We start from the raw sequence: 22,194 nt of genomic DNA, 5'->3' as shown, positions 1-22,194 counted from the left end.
TTATGATGTCAGAGCAGAACTACTCAGTGGTTGCTGTTGATGGAAAAGTCTTTGAAATTCCACCGCACTTATGGTTGCAAAATCAACAGCAGCAAGCCTTATTACTGCGTTATTTAGCTTGTCCTTTGCAAGAAAATGAGCAGCAGTTATGGCTAGGTATTGATAATCTCAACAATTTGGCAGCCTGTGAAACCTTCTCTTTTTTAACTGGAAAAGTGATTGAGCCCATATTGTTGCAAACGGAAGCGTTGAAATCCTTATTGCAGCAATTATCTCCACAAGCGAATCAAATTGAAGAAAATGCCTTTATGTATTCAAGGTTGCCACATACGGAGAATACACAGGATACGGATATTGCCCAAAAAAGTGATGAGCCCATTATTCAATTGCTTGATAATATTTTTGAACAAGCATTAGTTTTAAAAGCCTCTGATATTCACTTTGAACCTCAGCCACAATGCTTGCAAGTGCGTTTTCGCATTGATGGTGTGTTACAAGTACAGCCATCAATTTCCTCTCGCTTTGCTAATCGGGTAGTTTCTCGTTTGAAACTCTTAGCTAAATTGGATATTAGCGAAACGCGTTTGCCTCAAGATGGGCGATTTCATTTTAAGACCACTTTTTCGGATCTATTAGATCTTCGTCTTTCAACCTTACCCACACCTTTGGGCGAAAAAGCGGTATTGCGTGTGCAACAAAATAAGCCCGTACAATTTTCTTTTGCCGAGTTGGGTATGAATGAGCGACAACTGCATCATTTTGAAAATGCCCTTAATCAACCGCAAGGATTAATTCTGGTTACAGGTCCAACGGGGAGTGGAAAAAGTATCTCACTTTACACCGCACTTTCTTATTTAAATCGCCCTGAAAAGCACATTATGACCGCAGAAGATCCTATCGAAATTGAATTGTCCGGCATTATTCAAACGCAAATTAATCCTCATATTGGCTTAGACTTCAGTCGTTTATTAAGAACATTTTTACGACAAGATCCCGATATTATTATGCTCGGCGAAATTCGTGATGAAGAGAGTGCCGAAATGGCACTACGCGCAGCACAAACAGGACATTTGGTGCTTTCAACTCTACATACCAATGATGCGCCTTCTGCAATTTCACGTTTATTGCAATTAGGCATCAAGCAACATGAAATTGATCATTCCTTATTATTAGTGATAGCTCAACGTTTAGTGCGGAAATGTTGCACTAAGTGCGGTGCAAAAAACGAGAGTTTTTGTGATTGTTATCAAGGTTATCGGGGACGGATTGGTTTATATCAATTCTTACGTCCAATAAAACAGGATGAAACTTGGCATTATGAATTGGACTTTCAAACCTTACACCAAGCGGGTTTAGAAAAAGTGCGGCAGGGGATAACAGATTTAGAAGAAGTGGAACGTGTATTGGGGCGGGAGGAATAATGACATTGAAAATGTATCGCTGGAAAGGTGTTAATTCATTCCAACAAGCTCAAAAAGGCATTTTAATTGGTGAAAATGAACATATTGTTAGACAACAATTGCTACAAAAAGGAATAAAACAACTTAAAATTCAACAGAATTGGCAATTGTCAACCAGGCCTCGTTCTAAGGAAATCTATGAGTTGTTATTACAGCTTTCTATTTTGCTCAAATCCTCACTTCCATTAAAGAATAGTTTATTAATATTATTAGAGAATTGTCATAATTTACAATTAAATCAATGGATAAGGAATTTATTACAAAGCATAGAAGCAGGGTTGTCTTTGTCTCAGGCTACGGAGCATTACCCGCAATTTTTGTCTTTTCAGGAAAGACAATTGATTTATGTGGGTGAGTTGAGTGGGAAACTAGTTGATGTGATGGCACAGATCGCGGCAAATCGTCAAAAGAGCATTGAGTTACAACAAAAGCTACAAAAAATTATGCTTTATCCCGCTATGGTGCTAGTCGTTTCTTTGTCGTTAACAGTGTTGCTATTGATTTTCGTGGTACCACAATTTGCCGAAATGTATGCCAATAATCAAGCAGAATTGCCATTTTTTACTCAAGTTTTATTAACTGCTTCTGATATTTTACGCCATTATTTTATTTTTATGTTTTTCTGCGTATTCATTTTTTTCATTGGCTTGAAATATCTGATGAATTCTTCTCCATGGCTCTATAAACAAAAAATTAAATTAAGCCAGCGTATGCCTGTATTAGGAAATGTAGTGTTTTTAGCAAGATTAGTGAATTTTAGTCGTGGATTACATGTCATGTTGTATTCTGGGGTTCCTTTAAATCAGGCATTGCAATCCTTTATTCCGCAAAAGAAAAGTTGGCAAAAGAAAACGAAGCAACAAGGCGATCCCGTATTAATTCAAGAAGTTCAGCAAATGCTACATTGGCTTACGCAAGGTTATCCTTTTTCTGTTGCAGTGGGCGCGACTTTATTTCCTGTACAAGCTCAACAAATGTTGCAAGTTGGCGAACAATCTGGGCAACTGACACAAATGCTCAAATACATTGAAGAAACTTATCAGCAACAGCTAGAGCATAAAATTGACTTACTTTCCCAAATGCTTGAGCCAATGTTAATGGTTATTATCGGTGGATTAATTGGCTTAATTATGCTTGGGATGTATATGCCAATTTTTAATATGGGAGCAGTGATTCAATGATTTGGGTGCTTGGGGCTATTTTGTCAGGTATTGGAGCGGTTGCTATTCGTTTCTATTTATTGCATTTTTCAAAAAATCTTGAGCAACAGGTTTATCACAATTTCTGTGAAATTTTCCCTCAAAATGCACCGCACTTTGCGCAGCTTCAATCCAGTTTGCAGCCTATAAAGTGCGGTCATTTTTCTTATTATTTTGTTGCTGGCGCATTTTATACGCTGCTTTGTTGTTATCTCATTGCTGATCCCACACTATTATTTTATTGGCTTTTGGTTAGTGGATTATTATTAGTTATTGCGAAAATCGACTGGCATTATCAACTGATTCCAATGGAATGTTGTCAGCTACTCTGCGCTTGTGGTGTTGCAAGCGCCTATTTCCAACTTTCTTCTCTTTCCTTGCCACAAAGTTTACAAAGTGCTTGCTGCGGTTTTATTGTCTTTTGGTTGATTTTTCAATTAGCAAAATATTATTACCGGCAAGAAGCGTTGGGGCGTGGCGATTATTGGCTAGTAGGCGCATTAGCCAGTTTTCATCCTTGGCAACGTTTGCCCTTAATGATTTTTTTAGCTTGTTTAAGTGCGCTAATTTTTACTTCCTTTCAGTATAAGAACAAACCTAAAATGTTGCCATTTGGCCCTTTTTTAATTATCGGACATATTTCGACTTTTATGTTAAACGTGCTAGCATAACGCCATAACCCATAGAATGAAGATAAATTATGACTTATGTTGTCGGTTTAACTGGTGGAATTGGCAGTGGTAAAAGCACAGTTGCCAATTTATTTGCCGAATTAGGCGTGCCTATTGTTGATGCGGATCTTGTCGCGCGTGAAGTGGTTGAAAAAGGTTCGCCATTACTTGAAAAAATCGCCGAACATTTTGGCAAGCAGATATTGAATGAAAGCGGAGAATTAAATCGAGCAGCCTTACGAGAAAAAGTGTTTAATCAAAAAGAAGAGAAAGCTTGGTTAGACGCTTTGCTCCATCCAGCCATTCGCGAAAGAATGTTAGCGCAACTTCATAAACAAACTGCACCTTACACTTTATTTGTCGTTCCCTTACTTATTGAAAACAACCTCACCACACTTTGTGATCGCATTTTGGTGGTGGATGTTTTACCAAAAACTCAATTATTACGTGCTAGTCAGCGTGATAGTAATAAAATTGAATTAATTCAACAGATTATGAATAACCAAGTGAGTCGAGAGCAACGTTTAGCTGCTGCGGATGATGTTATTAATAATGATCAAGATTTTAGTCAAAATTTAGTTGAACTGCGTGAAAAAGTGTTAAAATTGCACCGCACTTATTTAATGCTGAGTGAGAAAAAATATGAGTGAAATTTTTAGTGTTGCTTGCCCAACTTGCCAAAAAACAGTGGTTTGGTCGCCAGAAAGTCCATTTCGTCCTTTTTGTTGTGAACGCTGTAAATTAATTGATCTAGGCGAATGGGCAGCTGAAGAAAAAGCCATTCCTTGTGAAACTGCCGATTTTGCACAGGATCCTTTATTAGCAGAAGATTGGAGCCGTTAACATCATGAATATTCAACATCAACAAGATGAACATCAAGGTGAATTTTTTATTTTGGATGAAACAGGTAATAAAATTGCCAAATTAACCTACTTTTTTGTGGATGAAAATACCATTAATGCCAATCATACCTATGTTTCTGAAACTCTGAGAGGTCAAGGCGTGGCGGATAAACTGTATCAAGCCCTAGTTGAGTTAATTAAACAGCATAATCTCAAACTTATTCCAAGTTGTAGCTATATTGAAAGAAAATGGCAACGTAGTGGCATGTAATATATTAAAAAGTGCGGTTGAATTTTCATAAAACTTTGTTAAAATTGACCGCACTTTTTATCTGTATTTTATTATAAAAAGTCAAGTTCGGTTGAAGCTAGTTGGAGAATGGGGAATTGACTCCATACCGACGAGGTAAAATCTTTCAGGTGCAGAGCTAATCTGCGAGGACTGCTAGTGGACGAACCCTTGGAGAGATCCAATACATCATGTAATTGGACGCCGAAGGCGAAAGAGCGAGAAATTCGCTTCAAACGCTCAGGCAAAAGGACAGGGGCAGGGAGCATATTCGGTTTACGCTTTTGGCGTATTTTTCTTTTTTCCGTAACTCTTTTCGCCTCCTTGTAAATTTTATGTATTACGAGGAATCAATATGTCATTAACGGCAATTTTATCATCAATCGATTCGTTTATTTGGGGCCCGCCACTTCTTATTTTGTTATCGGGAACTGGATTATATTTAACTATTCGTCTTGGATTTATTCAATTTGCGCATTTGCCTTTGGCGTTACGCTATATGTTCAAACGTGAACAAAGCAATGGTCAAATGGGCGATGTATCAGCTTTTGCAGCACTTTGTACCGCACTTTCCGCAACCATTGGTACGGGGAATATTGTTGGGGTGGCGACAGCTATTCAAGCAGGCGGTCCTGGAGCGATGTTCTGGATGTGGCTTGTTGCGTTATTAGGAATGGCGACCAAATATGCTGAAGGCTTGCTTGCGGTCAAATACCGCGTTCGCGATAAAAACGGCTTTATGGCTGGTGGGCCAATGTACTATATCGAGCGAGGTTTAGGCATTAAATGGCTAGCCAAATTATTTGCTATCTTTGGTATTTTAGTGGCTTTCTTTGGTATTGGTACCTTTCCACAAATTAACGCTATTACGCAAGCTATGCACGATACATTCAATGTGCCAGTAATGATTTCTGCAGCAGTGGTCACCATTTTAGTAGCAGCGATTGTATTGGGTGGTGTAAAACGTATTGCGACGGTGTCCACATTTATTGTGCCTTTCATGGCTGTGTTATATGTGCTTACTTCTGCCATTATTTTATTATTAAATTTCGACAAAGTGCCTGCCGCGGTGGTGTTGATTGTGCATAGTGCTTTTGATCCGCAAGCCGCATTAGGTGGTGCTTTGGGGATTGGTGTGATGAAAGCCATTCAATCAGGTGTCGCTCGAGGCATTTTCTCTAATGAATCAGGTTTGGGTTCAGCGCCAATCGCAGCGGCTGCTGCACAAACGAAAGAGCCTGTTCGCCAAGGTTTAATCTCAATGACGGGGACGTTCCTAGATACTATTATCGTTTGTTCTATGACGGGATTAGTGCTTGTGATTACAGGCGTTTGGAGCGGTCCAGAAACGGGTGCTGCCGCAACAAACTTAGCATTTTCGCAAGGTTTAGGCACTAGCTTAGGGGCAACCATTGTTACCGTTGGGTTATTATTTTTCGCGTTTACCACCATTTTAGGTTGGTGCTATTATGGCGAGCGTTGTTTTGTTTACCTCTTTGATATTCGTGGCATTAAATTATACCGTAGCATTTTCATTCTGCTTGTCGCTTGTGGATCTTTCTTAAAATTAGATTTAATTTGGATTTTAGCGGATATTGTGAATGGTTTAATGGCTTTCCCAAATCTCGTTGCCTTAGTGGGATTACGTCACATTATTCTTAATGAAACGCGCGATTATTTCGCTCGTTTACGCAATGGCGAATTAGATGCTGACGAGGCAGAACATCGTCAAAGTGCGGTGAAATAATCATTAATTTTTACCTTAAACCACGCTATGATAGGCGTGGTTTTTTTATGGAGTGTATATGCCTATTTTGATTTTTTTACATGGCTTGCTAGGTACAAAAAATGATTGGCTAAAAGTCATGGAAAAATTACCGCACTTTAATTGTGTGGCGATTGATTTACCTTTTCATGGCGAAAATAAAGCGCTTTCAGTAGAGGATTTTTCGCAGACGACGCAATATCTGTCGCAAAAAATAGCAGAAATTACTAATGATAATCCCTATATTTTGATTGGCTATTCGCTGGGTGGGCGTTTGGCTTTGCACTATGCATTATCGCAACATGTGCGCAAAGGCAAGCTACAACGCCTGATTTTAGAAGGAGCCAATTTAGGATTGCAAACCGAGCAAGAACGACAACAGCGTTGGCAGAATGATTTACAATGGGCGCAGCGTTTTGCTAATGAAGATATTGAAAATGTGTTGCAAGATTGGTATCGCCAGCCGGTATTCTCTCATCTTTCACAACAACAAACAGCTGAGATCATTGCTCAACGTTCGTTAAATAGTGGGGAAAGTGTGGCTAAAATGTTGCTGGCCACTTCTTTAGCAAAACAACCTGATTTCCGCCCGTTGCTTGCACAGAATAAAGTGCCGATTGATTATGTCGTGGGCGAAAAAGATAAAAAATTTACCGCAATGGCAAAGCAATCCGCACTGAATTTTTACCAAATCGCTAACGCAGGGCATAATGCGCATAATGAAAACCCTGAGTCATTTGCCGAACTATTGGCGCAGATTTGTGTTTAAAAGTGGGAAAGCGCAAAAACTTTCGTTATAATGACCGCACTTTTTGCTTATTTGAAGGAATTTATCATGCAAAATCCAAAAGATGATGTACTTTATGCCCCAGTTGAATGGGCAGATCATAGCGCAGGCTATACGGATATTCTTTACCATAAATCTGCTGACGGCATTGCTAAAATTACCATTAACCGTCCAGAAGTGAGAAATGCCTTCCGTCCACAAACGGTAAAAGAAATGATCCAAGCTTTTTCAGATGCGCGTTTTGATGAAAAAATCGGCGTGATCGTGCTAACAGGACAAGGTGAAAAAGCCTTCTGTTCAGGTGGTGACCAAAAAGTGCGCGGTGATTACGGTGGCTATAAAGATGAAAGCGGTGTTCATCACTTAAATGTATTGGATTTCCAACGTGATATTCGCAGCTGTCCAAAACCTGTAGTGGCAATGGTGGCAGGTTATGCGATTGGTGGTGGTCATGTTCTTCATATGTTATGTGACTTAACCATTGCGGCAGAAAATGCGATTTTTGGTCAAACAGGTCCAAAAGTAGGCTCATTTGATGGTGGCTGGGGCGCAAGCTACATGGCTCGTATTGTTGGTCAGAAAAAAGCGCGCGAAATTTGGTTCCTATGTCGCCAATATGATGCTAAAGAAGCATTAGAAATGGGCTTAGTGAATACAGTTGTGCCTTATGCAGATTTAGAAAAAGAAACGGTACGTTGGTGTCGTGAAATGTTACGCAACAGTCCAATTGCATTACGTTGTTTGAAAGCAGCGTTAAATGCGGATTGTGATGGCCAAGCGGGTTTGCAAGAACTTGCAGGTAACGCGACCATGTTGTTCTATATGACAGAGGAAGGGCAGGAAGGTCGCAATGCGTTCAACGAAAAACGCGCACCAGACTTCAGCAAATTTAAGCGTAACCCTTAATTAATCAATTAAAGTGCGGTTAAAATCATAAAAGTTTTCACCGCACTTTTCATTTCTATAAGGACATTGTGATGATATCTTGGAAAAAGGGATTTATGGGTTTTCTGATGGTTTTACTGCTCATCACATTAATTTTATGTGCCGCTGTCTTTTTTATTTTTGATGCCAAAGATACCTGTTTAGATTATGGTGGCAGCTATAATGAAATCACCCAACAATGTGAAAAATAGCGATGACAATAAGAACCTTTCATTTATATCAATATAGTATTCCTGTCGATAGCCAATTGATTTTGCGTAATCGTTTTTTGAAAAAACGAGAAGGTCTTTTGGTGCAAATTCGTTGTGGTGAATCTGAAGGTTGGGGCGAAATTGCCCCTTTACCTGAGTTTAGTCAAGAAACCCTAGAACAAGCGAAAGAACAAGCAATAGCGTGGCTACAACAATGGGATGTGACACGCGCGCAAAATAAAAAGCTCAGTTTAGATGGGCTTTATCCATCTGTTGCTTTTGGTTTAAGTTGTGCTTTTGCTGAAATGAAAGGATTACTTGGAGAACAAGGTAATTATCAAGTTGCGCCCTTGTGTTATGGCGATCCTGATGAACTTTATGAGCCTTTAAGCCAAATGCAAGGCGAAAAAGTGGCCAAAATTAAAGTAGGCATGTACGAAGCTAATCGTGATGGCCTGATTGCTGATATGCTATTAGAAGCCATTCCTGATTTGCAGTTACGTCTTGACGCAAACCGTAGTTGGTCGCTTGAAAAAGCAGCTATGTTTGCTAAATATGTGAAACCAGAACATCGCGCTCGAATTCAATTTTTAGAAGAACCTTGCAAAACACCAGAACAAAGCTTGCAGTTTGCACAAGAAACCGAAATTGCAATTGCTTGGGATGAAACTGTTAGAGATGCGGGTTTTCAAGTTCAGCAACAACCGCATTTAGCAGCAATTGTCATTAAGCCAACACTAGTGGGCTCATTAGAAAAATGTGTGGATTTAATTCAGCAAGCCCATCAACTTGGTTTGAAGGCGGTGATTAGTTCTTCTATTGAAAGTAGTTTTGGACTGACACAATTAGCGCGTATTGCTCAACAATATACGCCGAATACGGTGCCAGGTTTGGATACCTTAGATTTGATGGATTATCAGGTTGTTCGTGCTTGGCAAGGTTCCTCATTGCCAATTGCGGAGTTAGATTCTGAATTTATTCAGCAAATTCGTTAATGGTTAGACCACCCATAAATTTAAAATACCGCATAATAGCGAGCCAAAAGGATAGCCTATGAAAATATTGCTTTTGAATGGTCCAAATCTCAATATGCTTGGCGCTCGTGAGCCTAAGCATTATGGCAGTTTGACCTTAGCAGAAATTGAGAAAAATTTAACCGCACTTGCAAGCCAAAAAGGGATAAAGTTAACTTGTTTCCAATCCAATAGCGAAGAAAAATTAATTGATAAAATTCATCAAAGTTTTCAACAAGTTGATTTTATTATTATCAATCCCGGAGCATTCACACATACGAGTGTCGCTTTGCGCGATGCTTTGCTTGCTGTGGCGATTCCCTTTGTTGAAGTGCATTTGTCTAATGTGCATAAACGTGAGCCATTTCGTCACCATTCGTATTTTAGTGATGTTGCTGAAGGGGTAATTTGTGGTTTTGGTGCAAAAGGCTATGAATATGCGTTAGATTTTGCACAACAATATTTAGCTAAATAGACGAAAAAGCATAAATTTGTATCAATTTTGCATAAAATTATCGCCAAAACACTGTTTTTCGGGTAATCTTGTGCAAACTTAAAAAATCCATTTTTTTAACCGCACTTTTGTGTAAATTTGTCGTCTAATAAAGTGTGATCTCATCTTTACTATTTAGGAAAACCAAATTATGGCAATGGATATTCGTAAAATTAAAAAACTTATCGAATTAGTTGAAGAATCAGGCATTATGGAATTAGAAATTTCTGAAGGAGAAGAGTCTGTTCGCATTAGTCGTGGTTCTGCAGCACCTAGTTCTGTTCAATATAATATTCCAGCAGCACCTGCGCCAGTTCAAGTTGCTGCTCCAGTTGCAACACCAGCAGCTGCGCCTGCTGCTCCTGCGCCAGCAGCTGATGATTTATCGGGACATGTGATTCGTTCGCCAATGGTTGGTACGTTCTACCGTAGTCCAAGCCCTGATGCAAAAGCGTTCGTTGAAGTTGGCCAATCCGTTAAAGTAGGCGATGCCCTTTGTATTGTTGAAGCAATGAAAATGATGAACCGCATTGAAGCAGATAAAGCTGGCGTTGTTAAAGCAATTTTAATCAACGATGGTAATGCGGTAGAGTTTGATGAACCATTAATTATCATCGAATAATTTGTTTCTATTTTGTAGTGGGGAATTTTCCCCACTCTTTCTATCTTATTAAATTGCAAAAAATTGGAATAATCTTATGTTAGAAAAAGTGGTTATTGCTAACCGAGGCGAAATTGCATTGCGTATTTTACGCGCTTGTAAAGAGCTTGGCATTAAAACCGTTGCCGTACATTCCACCGCAGATCGTGAATTGAAACACGTTTTATTAGCGGATGAAACCATTTGTATTGGTCCTGCACCTTCCGCAAAAAGTTATTTAAACATCCCTGCTATTATTGCAGCTGCAGAAGTAACTGGTGCTGATGCTATTCATCCTGGTTATGGCTTTTTATCTGAAAATGCAGATTTTGCGGAGCAAGTTGAACGTTCAGGTTTTATCTTTATTGGGCCTACTGCTGATGTTATTCGTTTAATGGGTGATAAAGTTTCAGCAATCCATGCAATGAAGAAAGCGGGAGTACCCTGTGTACCAGGTTCTGATGGTCCATTGGGCTCAGATATGGCGAAAAATAAAGAAATCGCAAAACGCATCGGTTTCCCTGTATTAATTAAAGCTTCAGGCGGCGGCGGTGGTCGTGGTATGCGTGTTGTGCGTAATGTTGAGACTTTAGAAGATAGCATTGCGATGACAAAAGCCGAAGCAAAAGCTGCTTTTAATAATGATATGGTGTATATGGAAAAATATTTGGAGAATCCACGTCATGTGGAGATCCAAGTATTAGCGGATACGCATGGTAATGCAGTTTATCTAGCAGAGCGTGATTGTTCTATGCAACGTCGTCACCAAAAAGTTGTCGAGGAAGCGCCTGCACCGGGAATTACTGAAGAAGTGCGTCGTGATATCGGTGAACGCTGTGCCAAAGCCTGTGTAGAAATTGGTTATCGTGGCGCGGGTACATTTGAATTCCTCTATGAAAATGGTGAATTCTACTTTATTGAAATGAATACACGTATTCAAGTTGAACACCCAATCACAGAAATGATTACAGGTGTTGACTTAGTAAAAGAGCAGTTACGTATTGCAGCGGGTTTACCGCTTTCAATTAAACAAGAAGATATTAAAGTGAAAGGTCATGCTATTGAATGTCGTATTAACGCAGAAGATCCTAAAACTTTCTTACCTTCTCCTGGAAAAGTGAGTCATTTACATTCTCCGGGTGGGTTAGGTGTTCGTTGGGATTCCCATGTTTACGCGGGCTATACAGTACCTCCACATTATGATTCTATGATTGCGAAATTAATTACCTATGCTGACAATCGTGAAGGGGCTATTCGTCGTATGCAAAATGCATTATCTGAGACGATTATTGATGGCATTAAGACCAACATACCATTGCATAATCTGATCTTGGAAGACGAAAATTTCCAAAAAGGCGGAACCAATATCCATTATTTAGAGAAAAAATTGGGTATCAGTTAATAGCCAAAAATCAAAATTTAAAGTGGATGATTATAATCCACTTTTTTTATAACTTTACTCGGAGGCTTATATGAACTTACAACAACGCTATAAACAAGCGACGAAAGAAGCGCGCTGGGCTTTGGGACTTACCATTCTATATATGCTCGGCTGGGCGATCTGCGCTTATTTACCAAAAGACAGCGTGGGTCCACTCGGTTTCCCACTTTGGTTTGAACTATCTTGTATTTATTTGCCAATCCTTTTTATCGTGGTGGCTTATTGGCTTATAAAAATTGTTTTTCAGGATATTGATTTGAATACAAAGTAGGAGTTGTAACATGAACCTTGGTATTTTAGTTCCCTTAGTTATTTATTTAGTCTTTGTTTTTGGTGCTGCTTTTTATGCCTACACTAAACGTCAAAAAGGTGATTTCCTCACTGAATACTATGTAGGTAATCGCTCAATGACGGGGTTTGTGCTAGCAATGACAACGGCAGCAACCTATGCTAGTGCTAGCTCTTTTGTGGGCGGTCCTGGTGCTGCTTATAAATTTGGATTAGGCTGGGTATTGTTAGCCATGATCCAAGTGCCAGCAGTTTGGTTAGCATTAGGGGCGTTAGGTAAAAAATTCGCCTTGCTTTCTCGTGAAAGTAAAGCTTTAACTATCAATGATTTATTGTTACATCGTTACAAAAATAAATATTTGGTTTGGATCGCCAGTATCGCATTATTAATCGCCTTTTTTGCCGCCATGATGACACAATTTATTGGTGGCGCGCGTTTATTAGAAACCACCATTGGCATTTCTTATACCAAAGCCTTATTAATTTTTGCAGTAACCGTAGGAATTTACACCTTCATCGGAGGCTTCAGAGCAGTGGTCTTGACAGATACCATCCAAGGAACTGTTATGATGATTGGTACGGTAATCCTACTAGGTGGCGTTATTTATGCGGCTGGCGGTGTTGAAAGTGCGGTGCAAAAACTCACAGAAATTGATCCGCACTTAGTGAGTCCGTACGGTCCTAATGATATGTTAGGTTTTCAATTTATGGCATCTTTCTGGGTGTTGGTTTGTTTTGGCGTAGTTGGTTTGCCGCACACCGCAGTACGTTGCATGGCATTCAAAGATACCAAAGCGCTGCATAGAGGTATGTTAATCGGTACGGTTATTTTAACAGTTGTTATGCTTGGCATGCATTTATCTGGTGCTTTAGGTCGCGCCATTTTACCAACCTTAACGGTACCAGATCAGGTCATTCCAACCTTAATGTTACAAGTGCTACCGCCAATTGTTGCAGGGATTTTCTTAGCTGCACCAATGTCAGCGATTATGTCGACTATCGATGCGCAGCTCATTCAATCTTCCTCTATTTTTGTGAAAGATTTGTACTTGTCAGTCAAACCAGAAATGGCAGATAACCAAAAGAAAATTAGTCTATTTTCATCCTTAATTACCCTGATTATTACTGTACTTTTAATTTGGGCAGCATTGAATCCACCGGATATGATCATTTGGCTTAATCTATTTGCTTTTGGTGGTTTAGAAGCGGCTTTCCTTTGGGTCATTGTGTTGGGTATTTATTGGGATAAAGCCAATGCTTATGGTGCAATCAGCTCAATGCTCGTTGGTTTAGGCTGCTATATTTTCCTTGTACAAATGAAAGGCGTTGATTTAAATACCTTAGCGCAACCGCTCAATTATTTGGTACAAACAGTTAAATTATTTAGCAAATTCCATGAAATTGTACCTTCATTAGTATGGGGATTAATCGCCTTTTTAGTCGGAAATAAATTTGGCGAAAAGGCGTAATTGAAGTCTTGTCTTAATATAAAAAGTGCGGTGAAAAATACCGCACTTTTTTTGCATTGAATTTGCTACGCAAACGTTTTCGTTTTCTGCTGATTTCCTTTATAATAAGCGCATTCATTTTCCCTATTTTTATTAAACAAGGTAGAATTCAATGTTACAAACTTTCCGTGGCTCACCTGCCCTTTCTGACTTCCGTTTATCTCAATTTCAACAAAAATTCGAACAAAATCAATTACCTGTTAAATCAGTCTATGCCGAATATGTGCATTTTATTGACCTAAACGCGGCTCTTTCAGCCGATCAAGAAAGCAAATTAAAAGAGCTTTTACATTATGGTCCAACCCTTGCGGAACACGATCCAGTGGGCTTTTGCTTAATAGTCACACCACGCCTTGGCACCATTTCTTCTTGGTCATCTAAAGCGACAGACATCGCCCACAACTGCGGTTTGAACGAAGTGAACCGCATTGAGCGTGGTTTGGCGTATTACTTTGAGTTTTCTGCCGAATTAACCGCTGAGCAATTAGCGACACTCAAAGGCTTATTGCACGACAGAATGTTAGAAACCGTATTAGATAATGCGGAGCAAGCCGATAAATTATTCGCTCAACAGGATCCGAAAGAATTTACCGTGGTGGACGTACTAGGTGGCGGTCGTAAAGCGTTAGAAGTCGCAAACGTGGAGTTAGGCTTGGCATTGGCGGAAGATGAAATCGACTATTTGGTGGAAAATTTCACCGCACTTGGTCGCAATCCGCACGATATTGAGTTGTATATGTTCGCCCAAGCGAACTCAGAACACTGTCGTCATAAAATTTTCAACGCCGACTGGACGATTGATGGCGAAAAACAGGACAAATCCTTGTTTAAAATGATCAAAAACACCTTCGAGAAAACCCCTGATTACGTGCTTTCTGCTTATAAAGATAATGCAGCGGTAATGGTGGGGTCTGAAGTGGGGCGTTTCTTCCCAGACCAAGACGGGCAATATCGCTATCACCAAGAAGATGCCCACATTTTAATGAAAGTGGAAACCCACAACCACCCGACTGCCATTTCGCCATTCCCTGGGGCGGCAACGGGTTCAGGCGGTGAAATCCGTGACGAAGGGGCAACAGGACGTGGGGCAAAACCAAAAGCAGGTTTAACGGGCTTTTCCGTGTCGAACTTGGTGATTCCGAACTTTGAACAGCCTTGGGAAAATCCACTTTCTAAGCCAAACCGTATTGCCTCGGCGTTAGATATTATGATTGAAGGCCCTCTCGGCGGTGCAGCGTTTAATAACGAATTTGGTCGCCCTGCGTTGTTGGGTTATTTCCGTACTTATGAAGAAAAAGTAAACAGTTTTGCAGGCGTCGAGACCCGTGGTTACCACAAACCGATTATGTTGGCAGGCGGTATCGGTAACATTCGTGGCGAACACGTGCAAAAAGGCGAAATTCCAGTGGGAGCTAAGTTGATCGTGCTGGGTGGCCCTGCGATGAACATCGGTTTGGGGGGCGGTGCGGCATCGTCAATGGCATCAGGCAAATCGAAAGAAGATTTGGATTTTGCCTCCGTTCAACGTGAAAACCCAGAAATGGAACGCCGTTGCCAAGAAGTGATCGACCGTTGCTGGCAGTTGGGCGAAGAGAACCCAATTTTATTTATTCACGACGTGGGGGCTGGCGGTTTATCGAACGCAATGCCTGAATTGGTACACGACGGTGACCGTGGCGGTAAGTTCGATTTGCGTTCGATTTTGTGCGATGAAAAAGGAATGTCCCCCCTTGAGATTTGGTGTAACGAATCGCAAGAGCGTTATGTGTTAGCGGTTGCACCTGAAAAACTCGAATTATTCACCGCACTTTGTGAGCGTGAGCGCGCACCGTTTGCGGTAATCGGTGAAGCCACCGAAGAGAAACATTTAACCTTGCACGACAGCCATTTCGACAATAACCCAATCGACTTGCCGATGAACGTGTTGCTCGGCAAAACCCCGAAAATGAGTCGCAATGCGGTGTCAAAAACCGTACAAAACCCACCGCTTGCCCAAGACGGCATTGAGTTAAAAGAAGCCTTGCACCGTGTGCTTCGCTTGCCAGCGGTTGCAGAAAAAACCTTCTTAATTACCATTGGCGACCGCTCGGTAACCGCAATGGTGGCGCGTGATCAAATGGTCGGCCCGTGGCAAATTCCTGTGGCTGACTGTGCGGTGACCACTGCAAGTTTAGACAGCTACCACGGCGAAGCGATGTCAATGGGCGAACGCACCCCAACTGCGTTATTAGATTTCGGGGCATCTGCTCGCTTGGCTGTTGCCGAAGCCATTACCAACATCGCCGCCACCGACATCGGCGACATCAAACGCATTAAACTGTCTGCCAACTGGATGTCCGCAGCCGGTCACGAAGGCGAAGACGCAGGCTTGTACGAAGCGGTGAAAGCCGTGGGCGAAGAACTCTGCCCAGCCTTAGGTATCACCATTCCAGTGGGCAAAGACTCAATGTCAATGAAAACCACTTGGGACGAAAATGGCGAACAAAAAACCGTTACCGCACCGCTTTCCTTGATTATTTCAGCCTTTGCTCGTGTGGAAGATGTTCGCAAAACCGTGACCCCACAACTTCGCACCGACAAAGGTCACTCACGCTTATTGCTTATCGACTTAGGCGAAGGCAAAAATCGCTTGGGGGCAACCGCACTGGCTCAAGTTTACAAACAACTGGGCGACAAACCAGCAGACGTTGTAAACGTTGAACAGTTGAAAAATTTCTTCAACGCAATGCAAGCCCTTGTTTCACAAGGAAAATTGTTGGCGTACCACGACCGTTCAGACGGTGGTTTAATCACGACCTTGGCGGAAATGGCGTTTGCAGGAAACTGTGGCGTGAACGTGGACATCAGTGCCTTGGGCGACAACGATTTAGCGGTGTTGTTCAACGAAGAATTGGGTGCAGTGATCCAAGTTGCCGACAGCGATTTCAACCAAGTGCGTGACATCTTAAACGCTCACGGCTTGCTCGGCTTAACCAAAGAACTTGGCTCTGTGGTGGACGGCGATTTATTTGAAATCAGCCGTGGCACACGCAAATTGCTCAGCGAAAAACGCTCTGAATTGCGTGGTATTTGGGCAGAACTCACACATCAAATCCAACGTTTGCGTGACAACCCAGCCTGTGCCGATCAAGAGTTTGAAACTAAAAAAGATCCAAATAACAAAGGCTTATCGGTTCATTTAACTTACGACATCAACGAAGACATCGCCGCACCGTTCATCAACAAAGGCGTGAAACCGAGTGTTGCTATCTTGCGTGAACAAGGCGTAAACAGCCATTACGAAATGGCGGCAGCCTTCGACCGTGCAGGCTTCAACGCCATTGACGTGCATATGAGTGATTTAATGTCAGGTCGCAGAAACTTGAAAGATTTCAATGCCTTAGTGGCGTGTGGCGGCTTCTCTTACGGTGACGTATTAGGTGCAGGCGGCGGCTGGGCGAAATCGATCCTATTCAACCCAATGTTGCGTGATCAATTCAGCCAATTCTTCGCCAACCCGAATACTCTCGCCCTTGGTGTGTGTAACGGTTGCCAAATGGTCTCTAACTTAGCGGAAATTATCCCAGGCACTGAAAACTGGCCTCGTTTCGTTCGCAACAAATCCGAACGCTTTGAAGCCCGTGTAGGCTTGGTGAAAATCAACGACACCAACAACCACTGGTTCGCTGGAATGGCAGGCTCTCATATGCCGATTGCCGTTTCCCACGGCGAAGGACAAGCGGAGTTCAAGGGGGCAGATCAGCTCCAAAATCTGCAAAATCAGAATTTGGTGATTGTTCAATACATCGACAACAACCTGCAACCAACGGAAGTCTACCCAGCCAACCCGAACGGCTCCCCATTTGGCATCACAGCTATCGGCAACGCCGACGGACGTGTGGCGATTATGATGCCACACCCAGAGCGTGTATTCCGAGCTGTCAGCAACTCGTGGTATCCAGAAGAGTGGCAAGAAGACGGCGCTTGGATGAGAATGTTTAGGAATGCACGTGTTACGTTGAAATAATTTAATACTCGCTTTAACTAAAGGCACTTGTATGAACACAAGTGCCTTTCTCATATCTCATTCAGTAAAGTGCTCATCATAGATGAGAGCTATCCTTTATTTTGGTTCTTAAAATTTTTATTTTTGTGAACTGTATCGAGAAATAAAATAAGATAACTATACAACTCAATATTTTTTGCTAAAGCCTCTTTATTTTCAGGCAAGAGAAATAAGATGAGCTGAAAATATAAAATGAATAATCTTGGTGGTGCTTATTTTGTGAGCTTTACAACGGTTTACTGGATAGATGTTTTTACACAAGAAATCTATTTTGAATCAATAATTCAATCTTTAGCATTTTGTCGTAAAGAAAAAGGAAAGGCAGGTATAGGGGGATATTATATTAATAGCGTCAATCCTTGACATATATTTAAATCACTCCAGAATTAAACGTGAATTCGCTATACCTGCGCAGTCAGTCTATAAAATAGATAAATATTTTTCAAGTTATTTAGATATTGAAGATATTTACCTTTAGTCCAATATTCCTATTTCTCTTAGAAGATAAAACCAGATCAACTTTGGTCTGAAATAAGGGCTGTATTTAACTATAAAAAAATCTGCTCCCCAATGAGTTGGTTGTTTAGTCCAACTTTGGGGTGGCAGATCACAGATAAGACTTTTTATTTGTTAAATGTTATGAACGTTTCATCACTTCAAAAAATTCTTCATTGGTTTTCGCAACCATTAATTTATCAATGAGGAATTCCATGGCTTCCACTTCGCCCATTGGGTTGAGGATTTTACGTAAAATCCACATTTTCTGTAGCTCGTCTGGCGTGGTGAGTAAGTCTTCTTTACGTGTACCAGAACGGTTAAAGTCAATGGCTGGGAACACGCGGCGTTCTGCAATTTTACGTGAAAGATGAAGTTCCATATTACCGGTACCTTTGAATTCCTCAAAAATAACTTCATCCATTTTTGATCCCGTATCCACAAGGGCTGTGGCGATGATGGTTAAGCTACCGCCTTCTTCTACGTTACGGGCTGCACCGAAGAAGCGTTTTGGACGATGTAATGCATTGGCGTCCACACCACCAGAAAGAATTTTACCTGAGGCAGGTGTCACCGTATTGTAAGCACGTGCTAAACGCGTAATAGAATCTAATAAAATCACGACGTCTTTTTTGTGTTCTACTAAACGTTTTGCTTTTTCAATAACCATTTCTGCCACTTGAACATGGCGTGTTGCTGGCTCATCAAATGTAGAAGCAATTACTTCGCCACGTACGGTACGTTGCATTTCCGTTACTTCTTCAGGGCGTTCATCAATTAAGAGAACAATGAGTTCACATTCTGGATAGTTATAAGTAATGCTTTGTGCAATATTTTGTAATAAAACCGTTTTCCCCGCTTTTGGTGGTGCGACGATCAAACCACGCTGTCCTTTACCAATTGGTGAGGCTAAATCAAGAATACGTGCAGTTAAATCTTCGGTTGAGCCATTGCCACGTTCCATACGTAAACGAGAGTTGGCATGTAATGGAGTTAAGTTTTCGAAAAGAATTTTACTGCGGGAAACTTCAGGACGGTCGTCATTGACTTGATCTACTTTTAATAAAGCAAAATAGCGTTCGCCTTCTTTTGGTGGTCGAATCTTGCCTTCTACTTTGTCCCCTGTTTGTAAGTTAAAACGACGAATTTGGCTTGGTGAAACATAAATATCGTCAGGGCCGGCTAAATAAGAACTATCTGCGGAACGTAAGAAGCCGAAACCATCAGGTAGAATTTCTAATACGCCGCCGCCGAAAATGTCTTCACCGCTTTTGGCGTGCTGTTTAAGAATAGCAAATACAATGTCTTGTTTACGCAAACGAGCAAGATTTTCTAAGCCCATTTGACCTTCGCCAAGCTCAACTAAGGTTGATACAGGCGTGTTTTTCAGTTCTGTTAAATGCATAGTTTATTTAGATTGGATAAATGAATTGTTAGACGTTGACTTGTGGTCTTTAGAATGGGCGTAAAGTTACCATTAATCCAAGGCTTTGTCTAGTTTTTGCTTGAAAAACCTTATAAAGTGCGGTGGATTTTTGGAAATTTTTCAGATTATGGTATGCTAAGCTGAATTTTATTAATAATGATCAATATATGAGCAATAACCATTTATCTCAGCAACGTTTTGCTGATCTTCCGCTTAATCCCAAAGTTTTATCTGCCTTACAAAGCAAAGGCTTTGAATATTGCACGCCGATTCAAGCGCTTTCCTTACCTATTTCTTTGCAAGGAAAAGATGTAGCGGGGCAAGCGCAAACTGGCACAGGGAAAACGATGGCGTTTTTAACGGCAACTTTTCATCATTTATTAGAGTATCCTCGTCCATTTGCCCATAATCAACCGCGCGCCTTAATTTTAGCGCCTACGCGAGAACTGGCGGTGCAAATTGCAAAAGATGCGGACATGCTCGTAAAAACAACGGGATTACGCACCGCACTTGCTTATGGTGGCGATGGTTATGATAAACAAATTAAAGCTATTGAGGCGGGTGTTGATATTCTTATTGGCACCACAGGGCGTGTGATTGATTATGTTAAGCAAAATGTGATTAATTTAAATGCGATTCAAGTTGTGGTGTTAGACGAAGCGGATCGCATGTTTGATTTAGGCTTTATCAAGGATATTCGTTATTTACTACGCAAATCGCCAAGTCCACAACAGCGCTTAACTATGCTATTTTCCGCTACTTTATCTTATAAAGTGCGAGAGCTTGCTTTTGAGGATATGAATGATCCTGAATATGTGGAAATTGAGCCTTTGCAAAAAACAGGGCACCGCATTAAAGAAGAATTATTTTACCCCTCCAATCAAGATAAAATGGCATTATTGCTGACATTATTGGAAGAAGAATGGCCAGAACGTTGCATTGTATTTGCTAATACGAAACATAAATGCGAAGAAATTTGGGGATATTTAGCTGCAGATGGACATCGTGTCGGCTTATTGACTGGCGATGTGGCTCAGAAAAAACGTCTTGCGTTATTGAAGCAATTCACTGATGGTGATCTTGATATTTTGGTTGCTACGGATGTTGCGGCACGAGGGTTACATATCTCAGACGTAACACATGTTTTTAACTATGATTTACCGGATGATCGTGAAGACTATGTACATCGTATTGGACGTACAGGGCGAGCTGGCGAAAGTGGTGTTTCCATTAGCTTTGCTTGTGAGCAATACGCGATGAATTTACCTGCTATTGAAGAATATATTGGTCATAGTATTCCGGTAAGCCAATATGATCCGAATGCATTAATAGATGAATTACCGAAACCAATGCGATTAAAAAACACCAATTTACACGCACAACGAACAACGCGTAAACCTTTTAAAAAAGCATATTAATTCAATTATCGAGGCGCAATTTGCGCCTTTAATTTTTTCTGCGTAGCGCCAGAATACAGCCTAAAACTACAATGATTGCGCCAATAGCTTGGCTGAAATTGATGGTTTCGCCTAATGTAAAATAGCCAATAACTGCGGTGGATAATGGCACAATTAATTGAATCAAATTAAACACAACAACGCCCTGTTTTTGCACAATATAGAACGCCATTAACATTCCCGTTAACATACCGTAAATACCCGCTAATGCTAAGCCAAAGAGTAAATTCAATTCAATATGTTGAAGTTGTGTGATTTTCCCTGTATAGCAAGCCAAGCTTAAATAGAGAATCCCAGATAGAGTAGCTGTAGAAGCACTAATCACAATGGCGTGCAATTTTTGTGCCACTTTTTTAACGATAAGATTTTGAATCGATTGGATAAAAATAGCGATAAATAAGAAAAAGGCACCTATTAAAAAATGGTCACTACCACTTGACTTATCACTATATAAAACGAACATTAAGGAACCAATAATCGCTAATAAACTGCCTAGGTAGAAATGTTTTTGTGTCGCTTTTGCTCTTTCATCAGGGAAGAAAATCGCCGCCATAATAACAGCCAGAGGCATAGCTAATATGCCAAAAATACTGCCAGCAAGTGCCGAAGTATATTGTAATCCCTTGATAAAGAAGTACATATTTACTGTCATAAATATGGCAAGGACAAGTAAATAAACCAGAAGCTGAGGCTCTGCGATAATTTTTTGTACTTCTGTTCTATATTTAATGGCACAAATTAAAATAAATAACAAACCTCCAGAAATAAAACGCACTGCATTATTATTTAGCGTTTCAAAGTGTAAACTCATAAAACGCATAATAGGAAATCCAAATCCCATCAATAATACATAGAGAATACGCGTGATTAATTCATTGTTCATTTCTATCGAAGAAAAGGTTGGTTAGCATTCAATAATGATACAAGAACTGTGATGAAAAGGAATAAAAAGTTGAAAAACTAAGGATGGCGGTGAGAGGGGGATTCGAACCCCCGATGCAGTTTCCCACATACACGCTTTCCAGGCGTGCTCCTTCAACCACTCGGACATCTCACCAACTTGATAAATGTATTGTACAATTTATCGACAATTGCTTTCCAGTTTGGAAAGTGGGCGTGATTATAAGAATTAACTTGCTTTTCGTCTAGTCTTTTTTCTATTTAATTGCGAAAACGCAAAGTATTTTGCCAAAATTCTATTTAAAATAACCGCACTTTTGTTTTCTAAGATCGATTTG

21 protein-coding genes, 1 tRNA gene and 1 riboswitch are annotated in these 22,194 nt (G+C 40.7%); of the genes, 19 read left to right on the top strand and 3 right to left on the bottom strand.

Annotated elements, in window-relative coordinates; translation table 11 throughout:
• Window positions 1-2 precede the first annotated feature (2 nt).
• From ACT2CV_RS07655 to ACT2CV_RS07570, 18 genes are all read left to right on the top strand, one after another.
• Window positions 3-1,421 (top strand): GspE/PulE family protein, encoded by a 1,419-nt coding sequence (locus ACT2CV_RS07655; RefSeq protein WP_464972936.1) that lies wholly within the window; start codon window positions 3-5, stop codon window positions 1,419-1,421.
• A complete protein-coding gene (locus ACT2CV_RS07650) occupies window positions 1,421-2,641 on the top strand; it encodes a type II secretion system F family protein (protein WP_464972935.1) in 1,221 nt (406 codons plus the stop codon). The genes ACT2CV_RS07655 and ACT2CV_RS07650 overlap by 1 nt, the downstream gene beginning before the upstream one ends.
• Window positions 2,638-3,330 (top strand): prepilin peptidase, encoded by a 693-nt coding sequence (locus tag ACT2CV_RS07645; RefSeq protein WP_464972934.1) that lies wholly within the window; start codon window positions 2,638-2,640, stop codon window positions 3,328-3,330. Before ACT2CV_RS07650 ends, ACT2CV_RS07645 begins: the two co-directional genes overlap by 4 nt.
• A gap of 29 nt (window positions 3,331-3,359) precedes the next feature.
• Complete coding sequence (gene coaE / locus ACT2CV_RS07640) at window positions 3,360-3,980, top strand: dephospho-CoA kinase (protein ID WP_464972933.1); 621 nt, start codon at window positions 3,360-3,362, stop codon at window positions 3,978-3,980.
• Window positions 3,973-4,173 carry a DNA gyrase inhibitor YacG gene (gene yacG / locus ACT2CV_RS07635; RefSeq protein ID WP_464972932.1) on the top strand — a complete coding sequence of 67 codons (201 nt, stop codon included), beginning with the start codon at window positions 3,973-3,975 and terminating at the stop codon, window positions 4,171-4,173. Before coaE ends, yacG begins: the two co-directional genes overlap by 8 nt.
• Window positions 4,174-4,177: 4 nt before the next feature.
• Window positions 4,178-4,444 (top strand): GNAT family N-acetyltransferase, encoded by a 267-nt coding sequence (locus ACT2CV_RS07630; RefSeq protein ID WP_464972931.1) that lies wholly within the window; start codon window positions 4,178-4,180, stop codon window positions 4,442-4,444.
• A 179-nt stretch (window positions 4,445-4,623) separates the two neighbouring features.
• A riboswitch (glycine riboswitch) is annotated at window positions 4,624-4,728 on the top strand.
• Window positions 4,729-4,817: 89 nt separating this feature from the next.
• A complete protein-coding gene (locus ACT2CV_RS07625; protein WP_464972930.1) occupies window positions 4,818-6,209 on the top strand; it encodes an alanine/glycine:cation symporter family protein in 1,392 nt (463 codons plus the stop codon).
• A 58-nt stretch (window positions 6,210-6,267) separates the two neighbouring features.
• A complete protein-coding gene (gene menH / locus ACT2CV_RS07620) occupies window positions 6,268-6,996 on the top strand; it encodes a 2-succinyl-6-hydroxy-2,4-cyclohexadiene-1-carboxylate synthase (RefSeq protein WP_464972929.1) in 729 nt (242 codons plus the stop codon).
• Window positions 6,997-7,062: 66 nt separating this feature from the next.
• Window positions 7,063-7,920: a 1,4-dihydroxy-2-naphthoyl-CoA synthase gene (gene menB, locus ACT2CV_RS07615; RefSeq protein WP_464972928.1), complete on the top strand. Its 858-nt coding sequence runs from the start codon at window positions 7,063-7,065 to the stop codon at window positions 7,918-7,920.
• A 95-nt stretch (window positions 7,921-8,015) separates the two neighbouring features.
• The gene (locus tag ACT2CV_RS07610; protein ID WP_464974057.1) at window positions 8,016-8,150 is read left to right on the top strand and encodes a hypothetical protein; all 135 of its coding nucleotides are present in this window, start codon (window positions 8,016-8,018) and stop codon (window positions 8,148-8,150) included.
• Window positions 8,151-8,152: 2 nt separating this feature from the next.
• A complete protein-coding gene (gene menC, locus ACT2CV_RS07605; RefSeq protein WP_464972926.1) occupies window positions 8,153-9,145 on the top strand; it encodes an o-succinylbenzoate synthase in 993 nt (330 codons plus the stop codon).
• A gap of 58 nt (window positions 9,146-9,203) precedes the next feature.
• The gene (aroQ, locus tag ACT2CV_RS07600) at window positions 9,204-9,638 is read left to right on the top strand and encodes a type II 3-dehydroquinate dehydratase (RefSeq protein ID WP_464972925.1); all 435 of its coding nucleotides are present in this window, start codon (window positions 9,204-9,206) and stop codon (window positions 9,636-9,638) included.
• A 175-nt stretch (window positions 9,639-9,813) separates the two neighbouring features.
• Window positions 9,814-10,278 carry an acetyl-CoA carboxylase biotin carboxyl carrier protein gene (gene accB, locus ACT2CV_RS07595; RefSeq protein WP_464974029.1) on the top strand — a complete coding sequence of 155 codons (465 nt, stop codon included), beginning with the start codon at window positions 9,814-9,816 and terminating at the stop codon, window positions 10,276-10,278.
• Window positions 10,279-10,354: 76 nt separating this feature from the next.
• Window positions 10,355-11,698: an acetyl-CoA carboxylase biotin carboxylase subunit gene (gene accC, locus ACT2CV_RS07590; protein ID WP_464972924.1), complete on the top strand. Its 1,344-nt coding sequence runs from the start codon at window positions 10,355-10,357 to the stop codon at window positions 11,696-11,698.
• A gap of 70 nt (window positions 11,699-11,768) precedes the next feature.
• Window positions 11,769-12,008: a YhdT family protein gene (locus ACT2CV_RS07585; protein WP_464972923.1), complete on the top strand. Its 240-nt coding sequence runs from the start codon at window positions 11,769-11,771 to the stop codon at window positions 12,006-12,008.
• A gap of 10 nt (window positions 12,009-12,018) precedes the next feature.
• Window positions 12,019-13,494: a sodium/pantothenate symporter gene (gene panF / locus ACT2CV_RS07580; protein WP_464972922.1), complete on the top strand. Its 1,476-nt coding sequence runs from the start codon at window positions 12,019-12,021 to the stop codon at window positions 13,492-13,494.
• A gap of 151 nt (window positions 13,495-13,645) precedes the next feature.
• The gene (purL, locus tag ACT2CV_RS07575) at window positions 13,646-17,539 is read left to right on the top strand and encodes a phosphoribosylformylglycinamidine synthase (protein WP_464972921.1); all 3,894 of its coding nucleotides are present in this window, start codon (window positions 13,646-13,648) and stop codon (window positions 17,537-17,539) included.
• 231 nt (window positions 17,540-17,770) lie between these two features.
• The gene (locus ACT2CV_RS07570) at window positions 17,771-17,941 is read left to right on the top strand and encodes a hypothetical protein (RefSeq protein WP_464972920.1); all 171 of its coding nucleotides are present in this window, start codon (window positions 17,771-17,773) and stop codon (window positions 17,939-17,941) included.
• Window positions 17,942-18,215: 274 nt separating this feature from the next.
• Here ACT2CV_RS07570 and rho read toward each other — a convergent pair whose 3' ends face one another.
• A complete protein-coding gene (gene rho, locus ACT2CV_RS07565) occupies window positions 18,216-19,478 on the bottom strand; it encodes a transcription termination factor Rho (protein WP_464972919.1) in 1,263 nt (420 codons plus the stop codon).
• Between the two features lie 188 nt (window positions 19,479-19,666).
• Here rho and rhlB point away from each other — a divergent pair, with 188 nt between their 5' ends.
• Entirely contained in the window at window positions 19,667-20,917 is a 1,251-nt protein-coding gene (gene rhlB, locus ACT2CV_RS07560) for an ATP-dependent RNA helicase RhlB (RefSeq protein ID WP_464972918.1), read from the top strand.
• A 28-nt stretch (window positions 20,918-20,945) separates the two neighbouring features.
• Here the strand turns inward: rhlB and ACT2CV_RS07555 are convergent, their stop codons facing one another.
• Window positions 20,946-21,839: a DMT family transporter gene (locus tag ACT2CV_RS07555; protein WP_464972917.1), complete on the bottom strand. Its 894-nt coding sequence runs from the start codon at window positions 21,837-21,839 to the stop codon at window positions 20,946-20,948.
• Window positions 21,840-21,923: 84 nt separating this feature from the next.
• Window positions 21,924-22,013, bottom strand: a tRNA-Ser gene (locus tag ACT2CV_RS07550).
• Between the last annotated feature and the right edge of the window lie 181 nt (window positions 22,014-22,194).

Origin of the sequence: Reella acinonychis (assembly GCF_052384575.1) — a bacterium.
GTDB lineage: Bacteria > Pseudomonadota > Gammaproteobacteria > Enterobacterales > Pasteurellaceae > JBQSUQ01.
Note: the sequence above shows the minus strand (reverse complement) of the source record. Positions and strands in the feature narration are given on the sequence as shown.